The following is a 17614-nucleotide window of genomic DNA, read 5'->3' as shown; positions in this document are numbered from 1 at the left end:
CACTGATGCGCACGGTGCAGGGAAAAAGCGACCACGTCGTGGTTGTCGGTGCCGGATTCGCCGGGCTCGCTGCGGCGTTGCACCTGGTCGGCCGTGGCCGCGAAGTCACCGTGGTGGAACGGGAGCCATGGCCGGGCGGACGTGCGGGTCGTCGCGACGTCAATGGCTATTCCATCGACACCGGCCCCACGGTGCTGACCATGCCCGACCTCATCGACGAGGCGTTCGCCGCCGTCGGTGAGACAGCCGGTCAGCGCATGGAGTTGTTGCCGGTGGATCCGGCCTACCGGGCGATGTTCGCCGACGGCAGCAGCATCGACGTCCACACCGACGCCGACCGAATGGCTGACGCGGTAAAAGAATTCGGGGGACCGCAGGAGGCCGCGGGCTACCTCGAGCTGCGCAACTGGCTGGGCCGGCTCTACCGCACCGAGTTCGACGGCTTCATCGCTTCGAACTTCGACTCGCCGTTGTCGATGCTGACCCCGCAGCTGGCCAGACTGGCCGCCATCGGTGGGTTCCGGCGCTGGGACACGATGGTCCGGCGTTACATCGGCGATCCGCGGCTGCGGCGGGTCTTCACTTTCCAGTCCCTCTACGCCGGAGTGGCTCCGCAGCATGCCTTGGCGGTCTATGCGGTGATCGCCTACATGGACACCGTGTCGGGCGTGTTCTTCCCCCGCGGCGGCGTTCGGGCCCTGCCGGACGCGCTGGCGGCGGCAGCCGAAGACGCCGGTGTGCGGTTCCGCTACCGGTCCACGGTCACCGCGCTGGAGCGCGACGGCGCGCGGGTCACGGCCGTGATCACCGCGGACGGTCAGCGCATCGGCTGCGACGCGGTGGTGCTGAGCACCGAGCTACCCCGCACCTACGAACTGCTCGGCCGGCGGCCGATGCGGCCACTTCGAATGCGTGCCGCACCGTCAGCGGTGGTGCTGCACGCCGGTTGCCGCGCCGCGACCGGACCACAGGCGCACCACACCATCCTGTTCGGCGATGCGTGGGAGCACACCTTCACCGACATCATCCGCGACGGTCAGCTCATGCGGGATCCGTCGTTGCTGGTCACGCGTCCCACGGCCGGCGACCCGAGCCTGGCTCCGGCCGGCCGTGACCTGCTCTATGTGCTGGCGCCGGCACCCAACCTGTCCCGCCGGCAAATCGACTGGTCCACCACCACCGGGCCGTACACCCAGACGATGATCGAAGCGGTCCAGGATCGGTTGCTGCCCGGCTTGGTTGACGACGTCGAAGTGCTGCACGTGGACACCCCCGCCGACTGGGCCCGTCAGGGCATGGCGGCCGGCAGCCCGTTCGCGCTGGCGCACACCTTCGCCCAGACCGGGCCGTTCCGGCCGGCGAACATGGTGCGCGGCATCGAGAACGCGGTATTGACCGGCTCGTCCACCGTGCCGGGCGTGGGGGTGCCGACCACCCTCATATCAGGCCGGTTGGCCGCCGACCGCATCACCGGTGCGGTGGACCGCTCAGCCACCCGTATCGACATGAAGGCCCGACTGCCATGATCCGCACCGAACTTGACGCCGCCGGCATCGACGACCCGCGGTTGCGTACCGCCTATCGCCAGTGCCGCAAGATCGCCGCGGAGCACGGTCGCACGTACTTCCTGGCCACCAGGTTGCTCGCCCCCGACCAGCGCCCGGCCGTGCATGCCCTGTATGCGTTCGCCCGGCACGCTGACGACATCCTCGACGAGTTCAACCCAAGCCTGGACGTCGACGCCCGCGCGGAGGGACTGCGGCAGTTGTCCGATCGGTTCTTCGCCGGCGGAGCACATTTCGACGAGCCCGTGCTGGCGGCGGTCGATCACACCATCTCGCGCTACGGCATCGCCGCCGACCTGTTCGAGGACTTCCTCGCCTCGATGCGGATGGACCTCACCGTCACCGACTATCCGGACCGGACCGCGCTCAACCGGTACATGCGCGGCTCGGCGGAAGTCATTGGCCTGCAAATGCTTCCGGTGCTGGGTACGGTCGTGGAGACCGAGCAGGCGGCACCCTACGCCGCCGCGCTGGGCCGCGCGTTCCAGCTCACCAATTTCCTGCGGGACATCGACGAGGACCTATTGCGAAATCGCATCTATCTGCCGGCCGATGAACTCGCGGCCCATGGCGTCGACCGAGAGCTGCTGATGTGGTGCCACACTCATCGCCGCACCGACGCCAGGGTCCGCAACGCGCTGGCCGCTCAGCACGAAACGACCCGGGAGATCTATCGTTTCGCCGCCGACGGGATCACCTTGTTGGCGCCGCGATCGCGGCCCTGCGTGGCGACCGCGCTAACCCTGTACTCGGAGATCCTGGATTGCATTGAGAGCAGCGATTTCTCGGTGTTCAGTCAGCGCGCCACGGTGGGGACGACGCGCCGGCTGCAGGTGGCCGGTGGTGCCCTGTTCCGGTCGTGGCGGGTACGCCGACAGGCTGGCGCGGCGTGAACGATCGCTGGCAGTATTTGATTGTGCTCGGCTTCTGCTTGGCGGTCACGGCTCCGTTGGAGATCTTCGGCAACGGGGTGTACCGCCAGGCGCGTCGGGCACTTCGGGCGCTGCTACCGGTCGCGGCGCTATTCCTGGTGTGGGATGCGGTGGCGATCGCGGCCAAGGTATGGACCTACGACGGAAAGTATCTGACCGGCATCGAGATGCCCCCGCACATACCCATCGAAGAAGTGCTGTTCTTCGTGGTGATCCCGGTGTGCGGCCTGCTGACCTACAACGCGGTGAGCACGATTCTGGACTGGAGCAGGCGGCGATGACCGGGCTCGGATACACGCTGCCCGCGGTGATCTCCGTGCTGGCCGTGTGCGCGCTGGAGTTCGCCGTGCTGCACACCGGGCTGTTCCGGCGGCCGGCTTACTGGCTGTCCATGGTCATCGTGCTGGGCTTTCAAATACCCGTCGACGGTTGGCTGACCAAGCTCAGCGCGCCCATCGTCATCTACAACGAGCGGCACACCAGCGGACTGCGGTTCCCGTTCGACATTCCCGTCGAAGATTTCCTGTTCGGCTTCGCCCTGGTGACCGGGGTGCTGCTGGGATGGGAGCGCCAACGTGCAGGCAGGTCGACATGAAGAAGGCCGGCCTTGCCCGCAGTGACGTGCCGGATGCGTTCGACGTAGGCGCGGATGCCTACGACCAGTTGGTGGGCGCAAATCCGGGCTATCACACCAACCTGCGGCTTTCGGTCTCACGGATGGATGTGCCGGACCGGGGGCGCGGCCTGCGGCTGCTCGACGCCGGCTGCGGCACCGGCGCGTCGACGGCGGCGCTGCTACAGGCGGCACCGGAGGCGGAGATCGTCGCCGTCGACGCGGCGGCCGGCATGCTGCAGGCGGCACAGGCGAAATCGTGGCCTCCGTCGGTCCGGTTCGTGCACACGCGCATCGAGGATCTGCACGAACACGGCATCACCGGACCGTTCGACGGCATCCTGGCGGCCTATCTGCTGCGCAATCTCGCGGATCCGGACGCGCAGCTGCGCACCTTCGCGACGCTGCTAAGGCCGGGCGCGACACTGGCGGTGCACGAGTACTCGGTCCGTGATTCCCGTGCTGCGCAGCGCATCTGGCACGCAGTGTGCTGGGGGATCATCATTCCCGCCGGTTGGTGGCGGACCCGGAGCACCACCTTGTACCGGCACCTGTGGCGCAGCGTGCTGTCCTTCGACGGCGCCGCGCGTTTCCGCCTACGGATGACCGACGCCGGCTTCACCGACGTGCGCAGCGAGACGGTGCCGGGCTGGGAACGCAACATCGTGCACACCTTCATCGGCCGGGCGCCCAATGCGCCCGAAGGGCCCCAGGGAAAGCAATCATCATGACCGATCGCCGACGGCACCGACACCCGGCCTCGCCGGGTTTGGCCGATATCAACGCGCTGTCCTCGCGACCGCGGGTGGTGGTGATCGGCGCCGGCATCGCCGGTCTGGCGGCCGCCGCCGGGCTCGCCGAACGGGGCGTGGCCGTCGAGGTCGTGGAAAAGGAAAATTACCTCGGCGGACGGGTCGGCGGCTGGACCGAGCGGCAAGACGGCGCCGAACTGGCGATGAACCGAGGCTTCCACGCCTTCTTCCGCCAGTACTACAACCTGCGAAACCTGTTGCGCCGCGTCGATCCCCAACTGCGGATGCTGACCCCGGTCACCGACTACCCGCTGATCGACGGTGCGGGTCGGCGCGACAGTTTCCGGGGCCTGCCCCGCACCCCACCGCTGAACGCGCTGGCGTTCGCCTTGCGCAGCCCGACCTTCCGGCTCTCCGATCTGGCGCGCATCGACGCCAAAGCCGCCGCGCCGCTGGCGGCCGTATCGGTGCCCGACATCTACCACCAGCTGGACCACGTCGACGCCGAGACCTTCCTAAAAAGCATCAATTTCCCGGAGTCCGCTCGTCATCTCGCTTTCGAGGTGTTCAGCCGCAGCTTCTTCGCAGAGCCGTCACAGCTGTCGGCCGGTGAGCTCGCGACCATGTTCCACATCTACTTCCTGGGCTCCAGCGAAGGGCTCATCTTCGATGTGGCGAACGCGAACTTCAATGAGAGCCTGTGGAATCCGCTGCGCGACTACCTGAGCGAGCGCGGGGTCAACTTCCGCGCGGGCGCCGCGGTGCAGCGGGTCGAGCCCGACGGCTCGCGGGGTTTCCGCGTACACACCGAGGATGGCGATCAACTCGACACCGATGCCGTGGTGTTGTCGGTCGACGTCGGTGGACTGCAGCGCATCGTGGCAGCGTCGCCCGGACTCGGCAACGATTCCTGGCGCAACCAGATAGCACGCCTGCGCACCGCCCCGCCGTTCCTGGTGCACCGGCTCTGGCTCGACCGTCCCGTCGACCCGGCCCGCGCTGCCTTCCTCGGGACCGCGGACCATCAACCGCTGGACAACATCAGCGTGCTGGAACGCTACGAGCGAGAAGCCGCCGCGTGGGCCGCTCGCAGCGGCGGATCGGTGGTGGAATTACATTCTTATGCAATGGATTCCAGCACATCGAGTGATGATGGTGTGGCGCAGCTGCACAAGCTCTACCCCGAGACCGCGGCCGCGAAGGTCATTCACCAGCGGGTGCTGCAGCGCAGCGATTGCCCGCTGTTCACCCCGGGCACCTACACACGCCGGCCCACGGTCGCCACGCCGCAGCCCGGCCTGGCGCTGGCCGGCGACGGGATCCGGGTCGACCTGCCGGTGGCGTTGATGGAACGCGCGGCCACCACCGGCTGGGCGGCCGCCAACCACCTGCTGGGCGGGTGGGGCGTGGCCGGGCACGACCTGTACACCGTTCCGATCCGCGGCAGGTCCGCACTACTACGCACACTGGCCGCGCGGCAACGGCAGGTGCGGCGATGAGCGCGATGGACCGGATCCGTCATCGGTGGCCGAAAGACTGGCCACTGCAAGTGGTTCCACCCGAAACATGGTCCAAACAACGCCCGACCTACGGTCAGGCGCAGCCGGCGATCATCAACGCGGCACTAGATCGATCTCAGCGCCGGCGCACCGGCAACTGGTATGTCTTCGCGGCCAGCCGTGACGTGCGCACCAGCCGCCCGTTCGGTACCCGCGTCGCGGGCGTCGAGCTGGTCGCCTGGCGTGACCGGCTCGGGCAATTGCGGGTCGGTCCGGGAGCGTGCCCGCATCTGGGCGCCGACCTGGCCACCGGCATCGTGTCCGACGGCGTCCTGCGGTGCCGGTGGCACGGTTTGGCGCTCGACGGCAAGAAATGCAAGCTTGGCTGGGCGCCGCTGCCCAGTTATGACGACGGCGTGCTGGCGTGGGTGCGGCTCGATTCGGCCGGGGGCGAGACGCCCCTGGATACGCCCGTGCTGCCCGAGCGGCCGAGCGCCGACACGCTGGCCGCCGTCACGCGCGTTGAAGGCGTCTGCGAGCCCTGCGACGTGATCGCCAACCGCCTCGACCCATGGCACGGCAGCTGGTTCCACCCGTATTCGTTCGCGCGGCTGGAAGTGCTCACCACGCCCACCGAAGAGGACGACCGCTTCGTCGTCTCGGTAACCTTCCGTGTCGGCCCGCTGGGTGTACCCACGATCGCGGAATTCACCTGCCCGGAAGCACGCACCATCGTGATGCGCATCGTGGAGGGTGAAGGCGCCGGAAGCGTCGTCGAAACCCACGCCACCCCGATCGGTGCGGGGCCCGACGGCCGGCCCCGCGTTGCGGTCATCGAAGCCGTCGTCGCGCAATCCCCGCGACCCGGATTCAAAATGGCGCTCAATGCGGCCCCGCTGATCACACCGCTGATGCGCCATGCTGCCCACCGACTGTGGCGGGACGATATGGACTACGCCGAACGCCGTTACGCGGTGCGCGCGGGCACTACTTCGCCAGAACCCTGAGCAGGGCTTTCCGGCAACGTCATTCCCTTCATCTGCCGCCGATCCCGTCGCCGCACACCCGATGTCCGCGCAGCTAAACAGGGCTGCCGCGACCAGGGGGCGAACGCCGTGCGCGCTAGTGTGAATCAGCGATGAGGAAGGCATATTCCACCGTGGTCGTAGCGACCGCAGCCGCGCACCTGGCGTATCTGGTCTACCTGCCCAGCGGCGGCTTTCTGGCACTGCGCTGGCGGCGCACACTCTGGGTGCATGTGCCCGTTGTGTGCTGGGGCATGGCTGTGGTGGGACTGCGATTGCAGTGTCCGCTGACCTCGCTGGAGGCGTGGGCGCGACAGCGCGCCGGACTGGATCCCCTGCCTGCAACCGGATTCATCGGTCGGTACGTGGCCGGTGTCCTGCTCCCCACCGACCGCATCGGAACCGCCCAGAAACTGGCCTTTTCCGCCGCCGCGGCGTCCTGGGTGGCGCTGGCGGTTCAACGACGCAAAGCGGGGTACCCAATTCGTTAAGGAACTTAACGGATGAGAAGGGACCCATGGTGACCGAGAACAAGTTCAGCAAGGGCGACAGCGTCGAGTGGCAGAGCCACGGCAATACGGTGCAAGGCAAGGTCGAGCGCAAGATCACCTCGGACACCGAAGCCGCGGGGCGCACCGTGCGGGCTTCCAAGGACGAACCGCAATACCAGGTGCGCAGTGACAAGACCGGCAAGGACGCCGTCCACAAGCCCAGCGCGCTGAAGCGCTCCGACAAGTAGGCCAGACGATGGCCACCAAGGATCGCGACACCGCCTGGAAAGAGTTCAAGGAAACCGTCAACATGACCGCGCGCGAGCTCGAGAAATGGCTCAAGACAGAGCAATCGCAGAGTGTCGGTCAAAAGCGCGGAGGAAACGAATCCACCGGTCACGCCAGCGGTCGGCGCATCGTGACGATCCTGCGCGCCAAGCGCGCCGACCTCGATGACGATGACTACGCGCACATGCGCAAGGTCGTCGGCTACGCCAAACGGCACCTCAAGCAACGACCCAGCGGCGATATCGAAGAGTCGGCGTGGCGCTACTCGTTGATGAACTGGGGTCACGACCCGGTGAAGTCATAGTTCCCAGGGGCAGCCACGTTCCGCCGGCGGCAGGGAAACCACCCCGCACGCCGTATCCTGTGTGTCTGATGAAGGATGCGCATAGGTGAATAAGCGGCGGACACCCGAAACCTCGCCCGGCCGAGCCGAGCTGGAAAGACAGCTCTCGGCCGATATCCGCGCGATCACCGCGCAGTCCGACCGCGTCGGGCGCCACTTCGCCCGGCTCAACGACGTGAGCAGCAATGACTTTCATGCCCTGCTGCACATCATGGTGGCCGAGACGGCCGGCAAACCGTTGACGCTGGCCCAACTACGCGAACGCATGGACGTCTCTCCCCCGGCGATCACCTACCTTGTCGATCGAATGATCGAGTCCGGACACATCCGGCGCGAGCCCGACCCGGAAGACCGGCGTAAGTGGCTGCTGCGCTACGAGAATCGCGGCATGTCGCTGGCCCACGACTTCTTCCGGCCGCTGGGCAGCCACATGAGTTCGGCCATGTCCGAGCTGACCGATGCCGATCTCGTTGCCGCTCATCGGGTTTTTCTCGCCATGCTCACCGCGATGTCGACGTTCGAGGACGAACTGCACGCCCCCGAGGAGTCAGCACAGCTCGGGCGAAGCGCCCCGACTCCGCGCCGGCGGCAGGGAACGGCTCGGTCCAGCGCTCGTTGACAGCAATCGCTGTTCGATCAGTTCCGCACCGCGCGCCACGCCACCGGTGGCGGCGAAGCCGGCAGCGACCCGTCTTGCACCATCAGCCATTCGGGTCGCCCGCAGGACCGCGTCGCGCAGACGCGCCGGACTGAGGCGCTTGGACGGCAGTCGGGTGCCGCAACCGGCGACCTGCACCCGCCGGGCGACCTCGGCCTGATCGCGGGCAAAGGGCACCACGCAGACCGGTATGCCGCGATCGAGCGCCTTAACCGTGGTCCCCATGCCACCGTGCGTGACGACGCAGACGGCACGGTCCAGCACCGGGCCGTGCGGGACGAACCGGCAGACGGTTGCATTGGACGTCTGCGGGAGGCCGGGTGGCACGCCGGCCGGAAAGGTCGCCACCACGTGCACCGGTTCCTCGGCCAGCGCACGCAATGCGACGCTGCCCAGGTCCGCATCCGCCTGCGCGATCGAGGAGGTGTTCACCAGCACCACCGGGCGATCGATCGCATCGAGCCACCCCTGCGCGGCAGCAACGGTCGGCTCGAACACACACGCGCCGATGAAATGCACCAGGTCTGCCCAATCCGGATGCGGATATTCGAACGGCTCCCCGCCTACCGCCAGCACCAGCGGAGCGCGCCGCATCAGCGCGTCGACGGAATCGATCGGTGAGAGGCCCAGGTCCGCCCGAACCGCGTTGATCCGGGGCACCATCGGCCGATCGAACAGATGACTCACGAACGGGCGCATTACCGCGTCGCGCACCGCACCGGTAACTCCGGGCAGTGGCCGCAGACCCGGCCCGAATGGCGGTGCGCTGCGGGAGCGTAGGTACGGGGTGAACGGCGAGAACACCAGCCACGGCCGGTTGTCCGCCTCGGCCGCCGAGATCGCCCCCCAGCAGTTCGCATCGACGATCACCACGTCCGGCTGAACCTGTGCGATCGCCCGCTCCAGGTCTTCGACCTCGATGACAGCGCGCCGGCAGAGCACGTCTATCGACCGCTCCAGTACGCCGAAGGCGTTGCGCGCCAACCAGTCCTGTCCGTCAATCGCCTCGATCCGCGGATCGATCGCTTCGGCGTGCACGCCGACGCTCCGGATGCCCGTGACTTGACCCGCCATTGTCCGCAAATGGACCTCGTGGCCGCGCCGCATCAGCTCAGCCAGCAGTGCGCCGAGCGGGAACAGGTGCCCCAGCGCCGGCGATCCGTAAGCCAGAATTACCGCCATCCGCGCATACCTAGGTGATTTGTGCCACGCCCAGCTTACGCAGCGCGGCCAGATCGGCTGCGCCGCAACCGTGCAGGCAGATCCGAAGTTCTTCGATGAAGTTCTGCAGCCATGCCGTGGCGGCGGCGGCGGACTCGATCCCGGGGGTCAGCAGCGGCCGGGCCACTGCCACCACATCTGCGCCCAGCGCAAGCGCCTTGGCCGCATCCATGCCGGTCCGGATCCCGCCGGAGGCGACCAGCGGCAGGCTGGGCAGCGCCGCACGCACCTCCTGCAGCGCCTGCGCGGTAGGGATACCCCAATCGGCCAGGTCTGGGTAGCGGACCTCGCCGTAACGCACCAACTGCTCGACGCGCGACCACGACGTGCCGCCGGCGCCGGCCACGTCGATCGCGGCGAGCGGCGGTTCCTCGGTGAACCGCAGCAGTTCGGCGACGGCTCGCGCACCGATCCCGTGTCCGACCTCCTTGAGCAGCACCGGGTACTCCAACAGCGCGGCAACGTCGTGCAACCGGTCCAGCGAACCGGCGAAATCCGTGTCACCGTTGTGCTGCATAGCCTCTTGTAACGGGTTGGTATGCACCGCAAGAGCATTCGCACCGACCCGGTCAAGAGCCTGGACAATGTCGGGCACCGCGTCCTTGGTGAACTGACTGAGCCCGATGTTGCCGAGCAGCAGCACGTCGGGCGCCAGATCCCGGACGGCGAAGCTGGCCGCCGCGCGCTCACCCAGCGCACTGTCGAGCATGACACGCTGTGATCCCAGCATCATTCCGATACCCAGGGTCTGCGCGGCGGCGGCCAGGTTGCGGTTGATGGTGCCGGACAGCTCCGCGCCTCCGGTCATGGCCCCCACCAGCACGGGCGCCCGCAGCCGCGCGCCGAGGAACTCGACCGACAGGTCGATGTCGCTCAGGTTGGTTTGAGTCAGCGCGTTGAACGGCAGCCGGTATCGTTCCAACCCGGTCGTGACGGTTCGATAGTCGACGTCGTCGTACCGGCACACGTCGATGTGCCGACGTTTGCGCGCCGCCATCTCGCGTCGTTCGGTCGTCATGAGTTCGGAGTGGCCGGTGTGACAGGCACCGCGATTTCATTGCGGCGCAACGGCGGAAGGGTCCACGGTGGATCGTAGAACCAGGCGGCGGGCGTATCGGTCATCTCGAATCCGAACTCTTGCAACGTCTGGACCAGCTTGTCGGTCTGCCTGGCGACCTCGCGCGGTCCGGCGCTGCCGGTGAAGCGCCGCACGGCAATCGTCTGCGCCGGTACGGCGACCAACCTGATCTCCCCATCGTCGGGTTCGGGTAACCGGTCCAACGTTCTGTCGGCAGGCATGAAGAACCGGATCACCCAATTCTCGCGGGCTGACTGCTGAGCTACGGGAGCCGTCATCGCAATCTTTTGACCGGACCGGTTGGCGCCGAAGATGTAGCGGGCAAGTCGACGGAAACCGACCTCGCGTGCGGACTGCTCGCCGGCCGCCACTGTGGTCTCCGCCGCCCTTCGCGCGCCATATCGGCGGATCTCCACGGTTCGGGTCAGGCTCTCGGAGCGGTACGCGGGTTCCTCGGTACCGCCCCGATAGCCAACGACGGTTCCCGCCGCATCGATGACGCGGCCGGCCAGACTCACCAGCTTCATCAGCACAGCTGCTTCACTCCATCCCTGCCATCGTCTTGTACTACCCAGAACCGCGCGGAATAGGCAGTTGACGGCTGTAAGCACAACCTTCCGTGTCCACGCTACGCGATACCGGCCATATTGTTAAGTTATTGAACGGTTAATAGATTTAAGTTACAGTTGATCCGGCGCAGATACAGCGAGCGCGATGGCCTCGGGCCCACCGCGATCCGGGCAGCACTTCGGTGCCGGGTCCGCTAGCTGTCTCTGCGCCTTACTTCTCTGTGGCACTGCGTAATTCAGCAGCATCGGTACCGGCTGTCCGCTAAGCGAAGAACCACACCGATCGTGCCGCGAGCGGTCTAGGATCGAAGCAGTTGAGTTAGCAGCTGCCCCCAAAGCACCACCAACCAGACGGGCCCTTATATGGACGCTGTTGATTCGTCACGACACACTCCTCCGCGCTACCGCTACGCCATCGACTGCGGCGGAGCCCAGATCTTCATTTACGCACGCAGCCTTGCCACTGTGTTGCGGGTGGACGGGGAGATCGACGGCTGCAATGCCGACCGCGTGGCGGCGGAGATCCGTCGTTTCGCCCGAGTCAAAGCGCCCCTGATTCTGGATCTGAGTAATCTCGACTTCCTGGGTATGGATGGTTTCCAGGCGCTCCTCGCGCTCAATCACGAGCATCGCGCGGCGGGGTTGTACTGCACTGTCGTCGCCGGACCGGCAATGCGCCCGGTGTTGCGCATCGTCAGCGATCACGGACTGCCGTTGGTGCATTCGGTTCCGGAAGCTCTGCAGCTCATCGAGGATGCACTGGCCGGGCGCCGGCAGGTGCTGCAACGGCTCGTGCGATAGAAACATCTTGTGACTAACTCGAGCCGCCACTTTCCCTATCGCTACGAACGGCGATTGGCGCCGTTGTGGTTGCCCTTTCGCTGGGGCAATCAGGGAGTGACAGTCACCGCCGATGGTCGCTTAGTTGCCAGATACGGCCCACTACGCGCCGAAGCCCGGCTAGACCAGGTGGCCGACGCGCACATCACCGGACCCTATCGCTGGTGGACCGCGGTCGGTCCGCGCCTGTCATTCGTCGACGACGGGCTCACGTTCGGCACCAACGCTCAGGCCGGCGTGTGCATCCATTTCGAACCGCCTATTCGCCGCGTCATTGGACTCAAAGACCACTCCGCGCTCACCGTCACAGTCGCCGACCCGGAAGGGTTGCTCGCGGCACTCAAACCCGACCAAGAATAATCTAATTAATGTTTAAATAACTTAATGTTCGTCTATCCCTCCGGCCAGTCCGGCGTCGCTCAAGCTGGAGGACGGTAGATGCTCACCCGACTGGCACAACTGTCCGTCGCCGCACCGCGACGCGTCATCGGCGTCACCGTCCTGTTCATGATCGCCGCCGCTCTCTTCGGCATCCCGGCGGCAAACAACCTGTCTGGCGGTGGATTTCTCGATCCTGAATCCGAATCGGCGCAGGCCAACGCTCTACTTGCCGAAAGGTTTGAGCAGGGCGACATGGAACTGGTGTTGCTGCTGACGTCGCCCGGTGGCGTCAAGAGCGGGCCCGCTCAGCTGGTGGGCGCCGAGATCGTGCGCCAGTTACACCATTCGAATGGTGTAGCCCGGGTCTCGTCGCCGTGGGACACTCAACCCACCCCCGGCACGATGACCGACGACGGCAATTCGGCGATCATTCTGGTCGCGCTGGAGGGCGACGAGAACAGCGCGGCCAAGCACGCCCGGACGCTGGCCGACCGGTTCACCGGCGACCGCGGCGGCGTCACCGTCCAGGCCGGCGGCTCTGCGATGGTGTACGCACAGGTCAACCAGCAGACCGAAAAAGACTTGCTCCGAATGGAACTCGTCGCCATACCGATAACATTCGCCGCGCTGGTCTGGGTCTTCGGCGGCGTACTGGCCGCCCTGGTGCCGATGGCGGTGGGCGGCTTCGCAATCCTCGGCTCACTGGCCGTACTGCGGGCGATCGCGCTGGTGACCGATGTCTCCATCTTCGCCATGAACGTCACCGTCGCACTGGGATTCGCGCTGGCGATCGACTACACATTGCTGATCATCAGCCGCTACCGCGAGGAGATTTCGTACGGATCGACCAGCGGCCCGGCCCTGGTGCGAACCATGACCACCGCGGGACGCACAGTCTTGTTCTCGGCGATGACGGTTGCACTGGCGCTGGTGGCGACCGCCTTTTTCCCGATGTATTTCCTGAAGTCGTTCGCCTACGCAGGCGTCGCCGTCGTCGTCTTCGCCGCACTTGCCGCGGCAGCGGTGGCGCCGGCTGCGATAGTGCTGCTGGGGTCACGACTCGATGCGCTCAACATCCGCCGGCTGCTGGGCCGGCCCGAACCTACGGCGCGTCCGATCGCCCGGTCATTCTGGTATCGAACCTCGAAACTTGTTATGCGACAGGCCATCCCGCTGGGATTGGCATTGGTCGCAGCGTTGCTCGCACTGGGCGCGCCGTTCCTCGGGGTGAAGTGGGGTTATCCGGACGACCGGGTGCTGCCCACCTCGGCGTCGGCGCGCATCGTGAACGATCGGGTCCGCACCGAGTTCCCGAGCAACTCCGAGACGCGGGTACGCGTCGTCGTCCCCGACGTGACCGGGCTGACCCCCACCGATCTGGACAACTACGCCGCGCAACTCTCGCAGGTGACCGATGTATCCGCGGTCTCCTCACCCAGCGGCACCTTCGTCGGCGGTGTCCGCACCGGACCGCCGACGGCGCCGACCGCGCTCGCCGATCGCAGCGTCTTTCTGACCGTCGACAGCACCGCGCCGCTGTACTCGACGGCGTCACACCAGCAGCTCGACGCCCTGCACGCGGTCGCGCTGCCGGGTGGTCAGGCGGTGTACCTGACGGGCGCGGCGCAGACCAATCGTGACTGCGTAGCCGGCATCGTGTCGCGGTTACCGGCGGTGCTGGGCTTCATCGCGATTGTCACCTTGGTGCTGCTGTTCCTGCTCACCGGCAGCATTGTGCTGCCGGTGAAGGCCGTGCTGCTCAACATGTTGTCGCTGACCGCCACCTTCGGCGCGCTGGTGTGGATCTTCCAGGACGGGCATCTCGGCGCGGCCGGCACCACTCCGACCGGAACATTGGCGGTGAACGTGCCGGTGCTGATGTTCTGCATAGCCTTCGGCTTGTCGATGGACTACGAGGTGTTCCTGCTTTCCCGGATCCGCGAATACTGGCTCGATTCCCGCCGTACGGCAGGCGACAACGACGAAAGCATCGCGCTCGGCGTCGCGCACACCGCGCGGGTGATCACCGCGGCCGCGCTGGTCATGTCGATCTCGTTCGCAGCGCTGATCACCGCGGGGGTGTCGTTCATGCGCATGTTCGCCGTCGGGCTGACCCTCGCGATCCTGATCGACGCGACCCTAGTGCGGATGGTGCTGGTGCCCGCCTTCATGCACCTGATGGGCGGGCTGAATTGGTGGGCACCGCGCCCGTTGGCGCGCTGGCATCGACAGACGTTTCGTACCGACCTCAGGACGCGGCGGGTCCCAGGTCGGTTTGAAACCGGCGCATCGCGTCAATCAGGGCGCTGAAGACGCGATGGCCGGCTTCGAGGTCAGCATCGGGCAGATCGTGCAGGGCCGCACGGGTGTGCTTGCCCAGCGGGGTGAAAAAGGACCGCGCGGTCGCCAGACCGGGCTCGGAGTGGCGCAGGATGACTTTCCGGCGGTCTTCGGGGTGGGAGTCACGACGGATATGACCGGACTCGATCAGTCGGTCCACCAGGTAGGTGATGGCCGCCCCGGACAAACCCATGCGCTGGCTGAGGTCACCCGAGGTCATCGGACGGCCGGCCGTTTCGGCAACCATGATGTGCAGAAGGGCACGAAAGTCGGTGGGCCGCACGTCTTGTGAGAGCGCGAACAGTCGACCGATCTGGTCGGACTCGGTCGACATCTCCCGCAGATCCGCCGAAATCAGCGATTCCAGCGCGTCGCGGCCGTGGGCCTGCTCGTCGGGATTCATTGCGTGATCAGCATAACTTGATCGGCGCTTCATTTCAGTTGATTAATCTTTAAATGACTGAAATGCTCGAGTGGTGGCGTGGGAGGGACTCGCCGCGACGCTGACGGGGCGACGGTCATGGCTTTTTGCACTGGGCGTTTTTCTGTTGGCGAGCGGTTTCATGGTGTTGATCGGCGGGAACGCCGCTGCAACCGAAGCTCCCCTGTCGGTGCCCACCGAGTCTGATTCCGCGAAGGTCGAAAAGTTGTCCGCGCAGTTCCCCGGCGGTGACCGGGTACCACTGATCGTGGTGGTGAGCAGCGCACGGGGCGCCGACGCGGGCGCACTGGGCCGCGCCGCCGAAGCGGCCCGCGACAGGATGCTGGCGGTTGCGCAGACCGGTGCTCCCCCGGTGCCCGCGTCGATCTCGGCCGACGGCAAGGCGGCCACCGGGGTGGTGCCCATCAATACCGACCTGTCCGGGCTGAACCTCACCGACGCCGTGTCAGAACTACGTGCCGCTGCCAACGACGGCCTACCGCCCGGGATGGAAGCGCATGTCACCGGCGGCCCGGCATTCGGCGCCGACATCGCCAACGCGTTCACCAACGCAAACGTCACCCTATTGGTGGTGACGGCGTCGGTGGTCGCACTGCTGCTGATCGCCACCTACCGCTCTCCTGTGCTGTGGTTGGTGCCGCTGCTGGTGATCGGGTTCGCCGATCGGGTCGCCAGTTCGGTGGGCACCGCGGTGGCGTCGCTCACCGGCCTGAGCTTCGACGGGTCCACCGCGGGCATCACCAGTGTGTTGGTGTTCGGCGCCGGCACCAACTACGCCCTGCTGCTGATTTCGCGCTACCGCCAAGAACTTCGGCGTCACGACGACCACCGTGCCGCACTGCGGCGCGCAGTGCGCATGGCTGGGCCGGCGATCGTGGCCAGCAACGCCACGGTGGTGCTGGCGCTGCTCACCCTCATCTTCGCGGCCACTCCGAGCACCCGAAGCCTCGGTGCGCTGGCGGCCTGCGGGCTCCTGGTTGCCGCGGTGTCGGTACTGGTGCTGTTGCCGCCGTTGCTCGCGCTGTGTGGCCGGAAGTTGTTCTGGCCGTTCGTGCCTCGGTCGGACGACGCCGAGAAGCCGGACACCGGAGTGTGGCACGCCATCGGGCAGCGGGTTGCCCGCCGGCCGGCGATGGTCGCCTCGGTCACCATCACCGTGCTGGCGGTGCTCGCCACCGGGCTGCTGGGTGTCCGCATCGGGTTGACCCAGACCGAGCAGTTCCGCGTGCAGGCCGATTCGGTCAGCGGATTCGACATTGTGGCGGACCATTTTCCGGCCGGGCTGGTCAATCCCACCGTCGTCGTCGCGCCCACCGCGCAATCCGCAAAGGTGCAACAGGACCTCAGCTCCACCCGCGGTGTGGTCTCGGCAACGCAGACGGGCCAGTCCGGGGACCTGACCAGGTGGTCGGTGGTCATCGAAGCCCCGCCGTCGTCCCCGGAAGCCTTCAATACCATTGCCGCACTGCGAAATTCCACAGCACCGGCGGGCGCCCTGATCGGTGGACCGGACGCGCAGGCGCTTGATGTGCGTGATGCGGCGAGCCACGACCGTGCGTTGCTGATCCCGTTGATCCTGGCCGTGATTTTGGTTGTCCTCTACGCGCTGCTGCGCTCCGCACTGGCGCCACCGACGCTGTTGGCGGCCACGATCCTGGGGGCACTGGCCGCTTTGGGCCTCGGCGGATGGGCGAGCATGCACATATTCGGTTTCCCCGCGCTGGACAACTCGGCCCCGTTGTACGCCTTCCTGTTCCTGGCGGCGCTGGGCGTCGACTACACGATCTTCCTGGTCACCCGGGCGCGTGAGGAGGCGGCCCAACATGGTGCGCGGGACGGCATGATCCGCGCGGTGTCCGCGACCGGCGGCGTCATCACCAGCGCGGGAATCGTTCTTGCCGCGGTGTTCTGCGTTCTCGGGGTGCTGCCGCTGATCGTGATGACGCAGCTGGGCATCATCGTGGGGCTGGGCATCCTGCTCGACACCTTCGTGGTGCGCACCCTGGTGATTCCCTCGCTGTTCGCGCTCATCGGCGACCGTATCTGGTGGCCCACCACCGTCAGTCCTATCGAAAAGGGAAGGGAGTCAACGTGAACAAGGCAACAGTGGCCGGGACCGGTCTGGCGGTCGCAACGGCGGCAGGCACCGGCAGCATCGCCAGCCCGCGGCACAGCCCCGTCTGGTTCGCACGCATCCGCAAGCCGCGCTACCAGCCGCCCGGGGCCGTGTTCCCCGTGGTCTGGACCACGCTGTACACCGACATCGCCGTGACATCCGCGGCGACCATCGACCGCCTGCGTGCCACGGGGCGCGAGCACAAGGCGCGCAGTTACAGCGTTGCCCTGGCGGTCAATCTGGTCCTGAACGCCAGTTGGAGTTGGCTCTTCTTCCGTTTCCACAAGCTGGGCGCCTCGGCGCTCGGCGCCGCCGTGCTCACGGCGAGCAGTGCCGACCTGGTCCGCCGCGCGGCCGAGGCCGATCCGAAGGCCGGGGCGGCGTTGTCGCCGTACCCGCTGTGGTGCGCCTTCGCCACGGTGCTGTCCACCCACATCTGGCGACTGAACCGCTAGGAGCCA

Annotated in this window: 20 protein-coding genes; 16 read left to right on the top strand and 4 right to left on the bottom strand. The window is 66.7% G+C overall.

What is annotated here, in order from left to right:
* Positions 1–5: 5 nt before the first annotated feature.
* From crtI to A5645_RS08715, 11 genes are all read left to right on the top strand, one after another.
* A complete protein-coding gene (gene crtI / locus A5645_RS08765; protein ID WP_065129364.1) occupies positions 6–1526 on the top strand; it encodes a phytoene desaturase family protein in 1521 nt (506 codons plus the stop codon).
* Positions 1523–2458, top strand: coding sequence for a phytoene/squalene synthase family protein (locus A5645_RS08760; RefSeq protein ID WP_065129257.1), 936 nt, complete (start codon positions 1523–1525; stop codon positions 2456–2458). The genes crtI and A5645_RS08760 overlap by 4 nt, the downstream gene beginning before the upstream one ends.
* Positions 2455–2778 carry a lycopene cyclase domain-containing protein gene (locus tag A5645_RS08755; protein ID WP_065038246.1) on the top strand — a complete coding sequence of 108 codons (324 nt, stop codon included), beginning with the start codon at positions 2455–2457 and terminating at the stop codon, positions 2776–2778. The genes A5645_RS08760 and A5645_RS08755 overlap by 4 nt, the downstream gene beginning before the upstream one ends.
* Positions 2775–3092 carry a lycopene cyclase domain-containing protein gene (locus A5645_RS08750; RefSeq protein WP_065129256.1) on the top strand — a complete coding sequence of 106 codons (318 nt, stop codon included), beginning with the start codon at positions 2775–2777 and terminating at the stop codon, positions 3090–3092. Before A5645_RS08755 ends, A5645_RS08750 begins: the two co-directional genes overlap by 4 nt.
* The gene (locus A5645_RS08745; RefSeq protein ID WP_065129255.1) at positions 3089–3841 is read left to right on the top strand and encodes a class I SAM-dependent methyltransferase; all 753 of its coding nucleotides are present in this window, start codon (positions 3089–3091) and stop codon (positions 3839–3841) included. The genes A5645_RS08750 and A5645_RS08745 overlap by 4 nt, the downstream gene beginning before the upstream one ends.
* Positions 3838–5361: an FAD-dependent oxidoreductase gene (locus A5645_RS08740; protein ID WP_065129254.1), complete on the top strand. Its 1524-nt coding sequence runs from the start codon at positions 3838–3840 to the stop codon at positions 5359–5361. Before A5645_RS08745 ends, A5645_RS08740 begins: the two co-directional genes overlap by 4 nt.
* The gene (locus A5645_RS08735; RefSeq protein WP_065129253.1) at positions 5358–6368 is read left to right on the top strand and encodes a Rieske (2Fe-2S) protein; all 1011 of its coding nucleotides are present in this window, start codon (positions 5358–5360) and stop codon (positions 6366–6368) included. The genes A5645_RS08740 and A5645_RS08735 overlap by 4 nt, the downstream gene beginning before the upstream one ends.
* 131 nt (positions 6369–6499) lie before the next feature.
* Positions 6500–6877, top strand: a complete 378-nt coding sequence (locus tag A5645_RS08730; protein WP_065038251.1) for a DUF2784 domain-containing protein — start codon at positions 6500–6502, stop codon at positions 6875–6877.
* 26 nt (positions 6878–6903) lie between these two features.
* Positions 6904–7125 (top strand): hypervirulence associated TUDOR domain-containing protein, encoded by a 222-nt coding sequence (locus tag A5645_RS08725; RefSeq protein ID WP_065129252.1) that lies wholly within the window; start codon positions 6904–6906, stop codon positions 7123–7125.
* Between the two features lie 8 nt (positions 7126–7133).
* Positions 7134–7469, top strand: a complete 336-nt coding sequence (locus tag A5645_RS08720) for a DUF3140 domain-containing protein (RefSeq protein ID WP_065129251.1) — start codon at positions 7134–7136, stop codon at positions 7467–7469.
* 85 nt (positions 7470–7554) lie between these two features.
* Positions 7555–8127: a MarR family winged helix-turn-helix transcriptional regulator gene (locus A5645_RS08715; RefSeq protein ID WP_065129250.1), complete on the top strand. Its 573-nt coding sequence runs from the start codon at positions 7555–7557 to the stop codon at positions 8125–8127.
* Here the strand turns inward: A5645_RS08715 and A5645_RS08710 are convergent.
* The 3 genes from A5645_RS08710 to A5645_RS08700 are packed head-to-tail and all read right to left on the bottom strand — an operon-like array spanning position 8056 to position 10992.
* Complete coding sequence (locus A5645_RS08710; RefSeq protein ID WP_065129249.1) at positions 8056–9348, bottom strand: glycosyltransferase; 1293 nt, start codon at positions 9346–9348, stop codon at positions 8056–8058. The two genes, A5645_RS08715 and A5645_RS08710, sit on opposite strands and share 72 nt — an antisense overlap.
* 10 nt (positions 9349–9358) lie before the next feature.
* A complete protein-coding gene (fni, locus tag A5645_RS08705) occupies positions 9359–10405 on the bottom strand; it encodes a type 2 isopentenyl-diphosphate Delta-isomerase (protein ID WP_065129248.1) in 1047 nt (348 codons plus the stop codon).
* Positions 10402–10992, bottom strand: coding sequence for an SOUL family heme-binding protein (locus tag A5645_RS08700; RefSeq protein ID WP_155767916.1), 591 nt, complete (start codon positions 10990–10992; stop codon positions 10402–10404). Before A5645_RS08700 ends, fni begins: the two co-directional genes overlap by 4 nt.
* Before the next feature lie 405 nt (positions 10993–11397).
* Here A5645_RS08700 and A5645_RS08695 point away from each other — a divergent pair, with 405 nt between their 5' ends.
* The 3 genes from A5645_RS08695 (at position 11398) to A5645_RS08685 (ending at position 14565) form a co-directional block, all read left to right on the top strand.
* A complete protein-coding gene (locus A5645_RS08695; RefSeq protein WP_081288240.1) occupies positions 11398–11835 on the top strand; it encodes an STAS domain-containing protein in 438 nt (145 codons plus the stop codon).
* A gap of 9 nt (positions 11836–11844) precedes the next feature.
* The gene (locus tag A5645_RS08690; RefSeq protein WP_065129246.1) at positions 11845–12234 is read left to right on the top strand and encodes a hypothetical protein; all 390 of its coding nucleotides are present in this window, start codon (positions 11845–11847) and stop codon (positions 12232–12234) included.
* Between the two features lie 78 nt (positions 12235–12312).
* The gene (locus A5645_RS08685) at positions 12313–14565 is read left to right on the top strand and encodes an MMPL family transporter (RefSeq protein ID WP_065129245.1); all 2253 of its coding nucleotides are present in this window, start codon (positions 12313–12315) and stop codon (positions 14563–14565) included.
* Here the strand turns inward: A5645_RS08685 and A5645_RS08680 are convergent.
* Complete coding sequence (locus A5645_RS08680; RefSeq protein ID WP_065038259.1) at positions 14504–14998, bottom strand: MarR family winged helix-turn-helix transcriptional regulator; 495 nt, start codon at positions 14996–14998, stop codon at positions 14504–14506. The genes A5645_RS08685 and A5645_RS08680 overlap by 62 nt on opposite strands.
* A gap of 73 nt (positions 14999–15071) precedes the next feature.
* On the opposite strand from A5645_RS08680, the gene A5645_RS08675 reads away from it, so the two are divergent.
* Both A5645_RS08675 and A5645_RS08670 read left to right on the top strand, forming a co-directional pair.
* On the top strand, positions 15072–17132 hold the full coding sequence (locus A5645_RS08675) for an MMPL family transporter (protein ID WP_253866890.1): 2061 nt from the start codon (positions 15072–15074) through the stop codon (positions 17130–17132).
* Complete coding sequence (locus A5645_RS08670) at positions 17129–17608, top strand: TspO/MBR family protein (RefSeq protein WP_065129244.1); 480 nt, start codon at positions 17129–17131, stop codon at positions 17606–17608. The genes A5645_RS08675 and A5645_RS08670 overlap by 4 nt, the downstream gene beginning before the upstream one ends.
* The last annotated feature ends 6 nt before the right edge of the window (positions 17609–17614 follow it).

This window comes from Mycobacterium asiaticum (assembly GCF_001673635.1).
GTDB classification, from domain to species: Bacteria; Actinomycetota; Actinomycetes; order Mycobacteriales; family Mycobacteriaceae; genus Mycobacterium; species Mycobacterium asiaticum_C.
This window is presented reverse-complemented; position numbering and strand designations above follow the sequence as displayed.

What these genes read in the sequence shown, in the direction of transcription:
- A5645_RS08680 (WP_065038259.1), bottom strand. Translation starts at nt 14,998, where the DNA reads ATGAATCCCGACGAGCAGGCCCACGGCCGCGACGCGCTGGAATCGCTG.
- A5645_RS08730 (WP_065038251.1), top strand. Translation starts at nt 6,500, where the DNA reads ATGAGGAAGGCATATTCCACCGTGGTCGTAGCGACCGCAGCCGCGCAC.
- A5645_RS08745 (WP_065129255.1), top strand. Translation starts at nt 3,089, where the DNA reads ATGAAGAAGGCCGGCCTTGCCCGCAGTGACGTGCCGGATGCGTTCGAC.
- A5645_RS08750 (WP_065129256.1), top strand. Translation starts at nt 2,775, where the DNA reads ATGACCGGGCTCGGATACACGCTGCCCGCGGTGATCTCCGTGCTGGCC.
- A5645_RS08740 (WP_065129254.1), top strand. Translation starts at nt 3,838, where the DNA reads ATGACCGATCGCCGACGGCACCGACACCCGGCCTCGCCGGGTTTGGCC.
- fni (WP_065129248.1), bottom strand. Translation starts at nt 10,405, where the DNA reads ATGACGACCGAACGACGCGAGATGGCGGCGCGCAAACGTCGGCACATC.
- crtI (WP_065129364.1), top strand. Translation starts at nt 6, where the DNA reads ATGCGCACGGTGCAGGGAAAAAGCGACCACGTCGTGGTTGTCGGTGCC.
- A5645_RS08720 (WP_065129251.1), top strand. Translation starts at nt 7,134, where the DNA reads ATGGCCACCAAGGATCGCGACACCGCCTGGAAAGAGTTCAAGGAAACC.
- A5645_RS08695 (WP_081288240.1), top strand. Translation starts at nt 11,398, where the DNA reads ATGGACGCTGTTGATTCGTCACGACACACTCCTCCGCGCTACCGCTAC.
- A5645_RS08700 (WP_155767916.1), bottom strand. Translation starts at nt 10,992, where the DNA reads ATGAAGCTGGTGAGTCTGGCCGGCCGCGTCATCGATGCGGCGGGAACC.
- A5645_RS08760 (WP_065129257.1), top strand. Translation starts at nt 1,523, where the DNA reads ATGATCCGCACCGAACTTGACGCCGCCGGCATCGACGACCCGCGGTTG.
- A5645_RS08735 (WP_065129253.1), top strand. Translation starts at nt 5,358, where the DNA reads ATGAGCGCGATGGACCGGATCCGTCATCGGTGGCCGAAAGACTGGCCA.
- A5645_RS08725 (WP_065129252.1), top strand. Translation starts at nt 6,904, where the DNA reads ATGGTGACCGAGAACAAGTTCAGCAAGGGCGACAGCGTCGAGTGGCAG.
- A5645_RS08710 (WP_065129249.1), bottom strand. Translation starts at nt 9,348, where the DNA reads ATGGCGGTAATTCTGGCTTACGGATCGCCGGCGCTGGGGCACCTGTTC.
- A5645_RS08685 (WP_065129245.1), top strand. Translation starts at nt 12,313, where the DNA reads ATGCTCACCCGACTGGCACAACTGTCCGTCGCCGCACCGCGACGCGTC.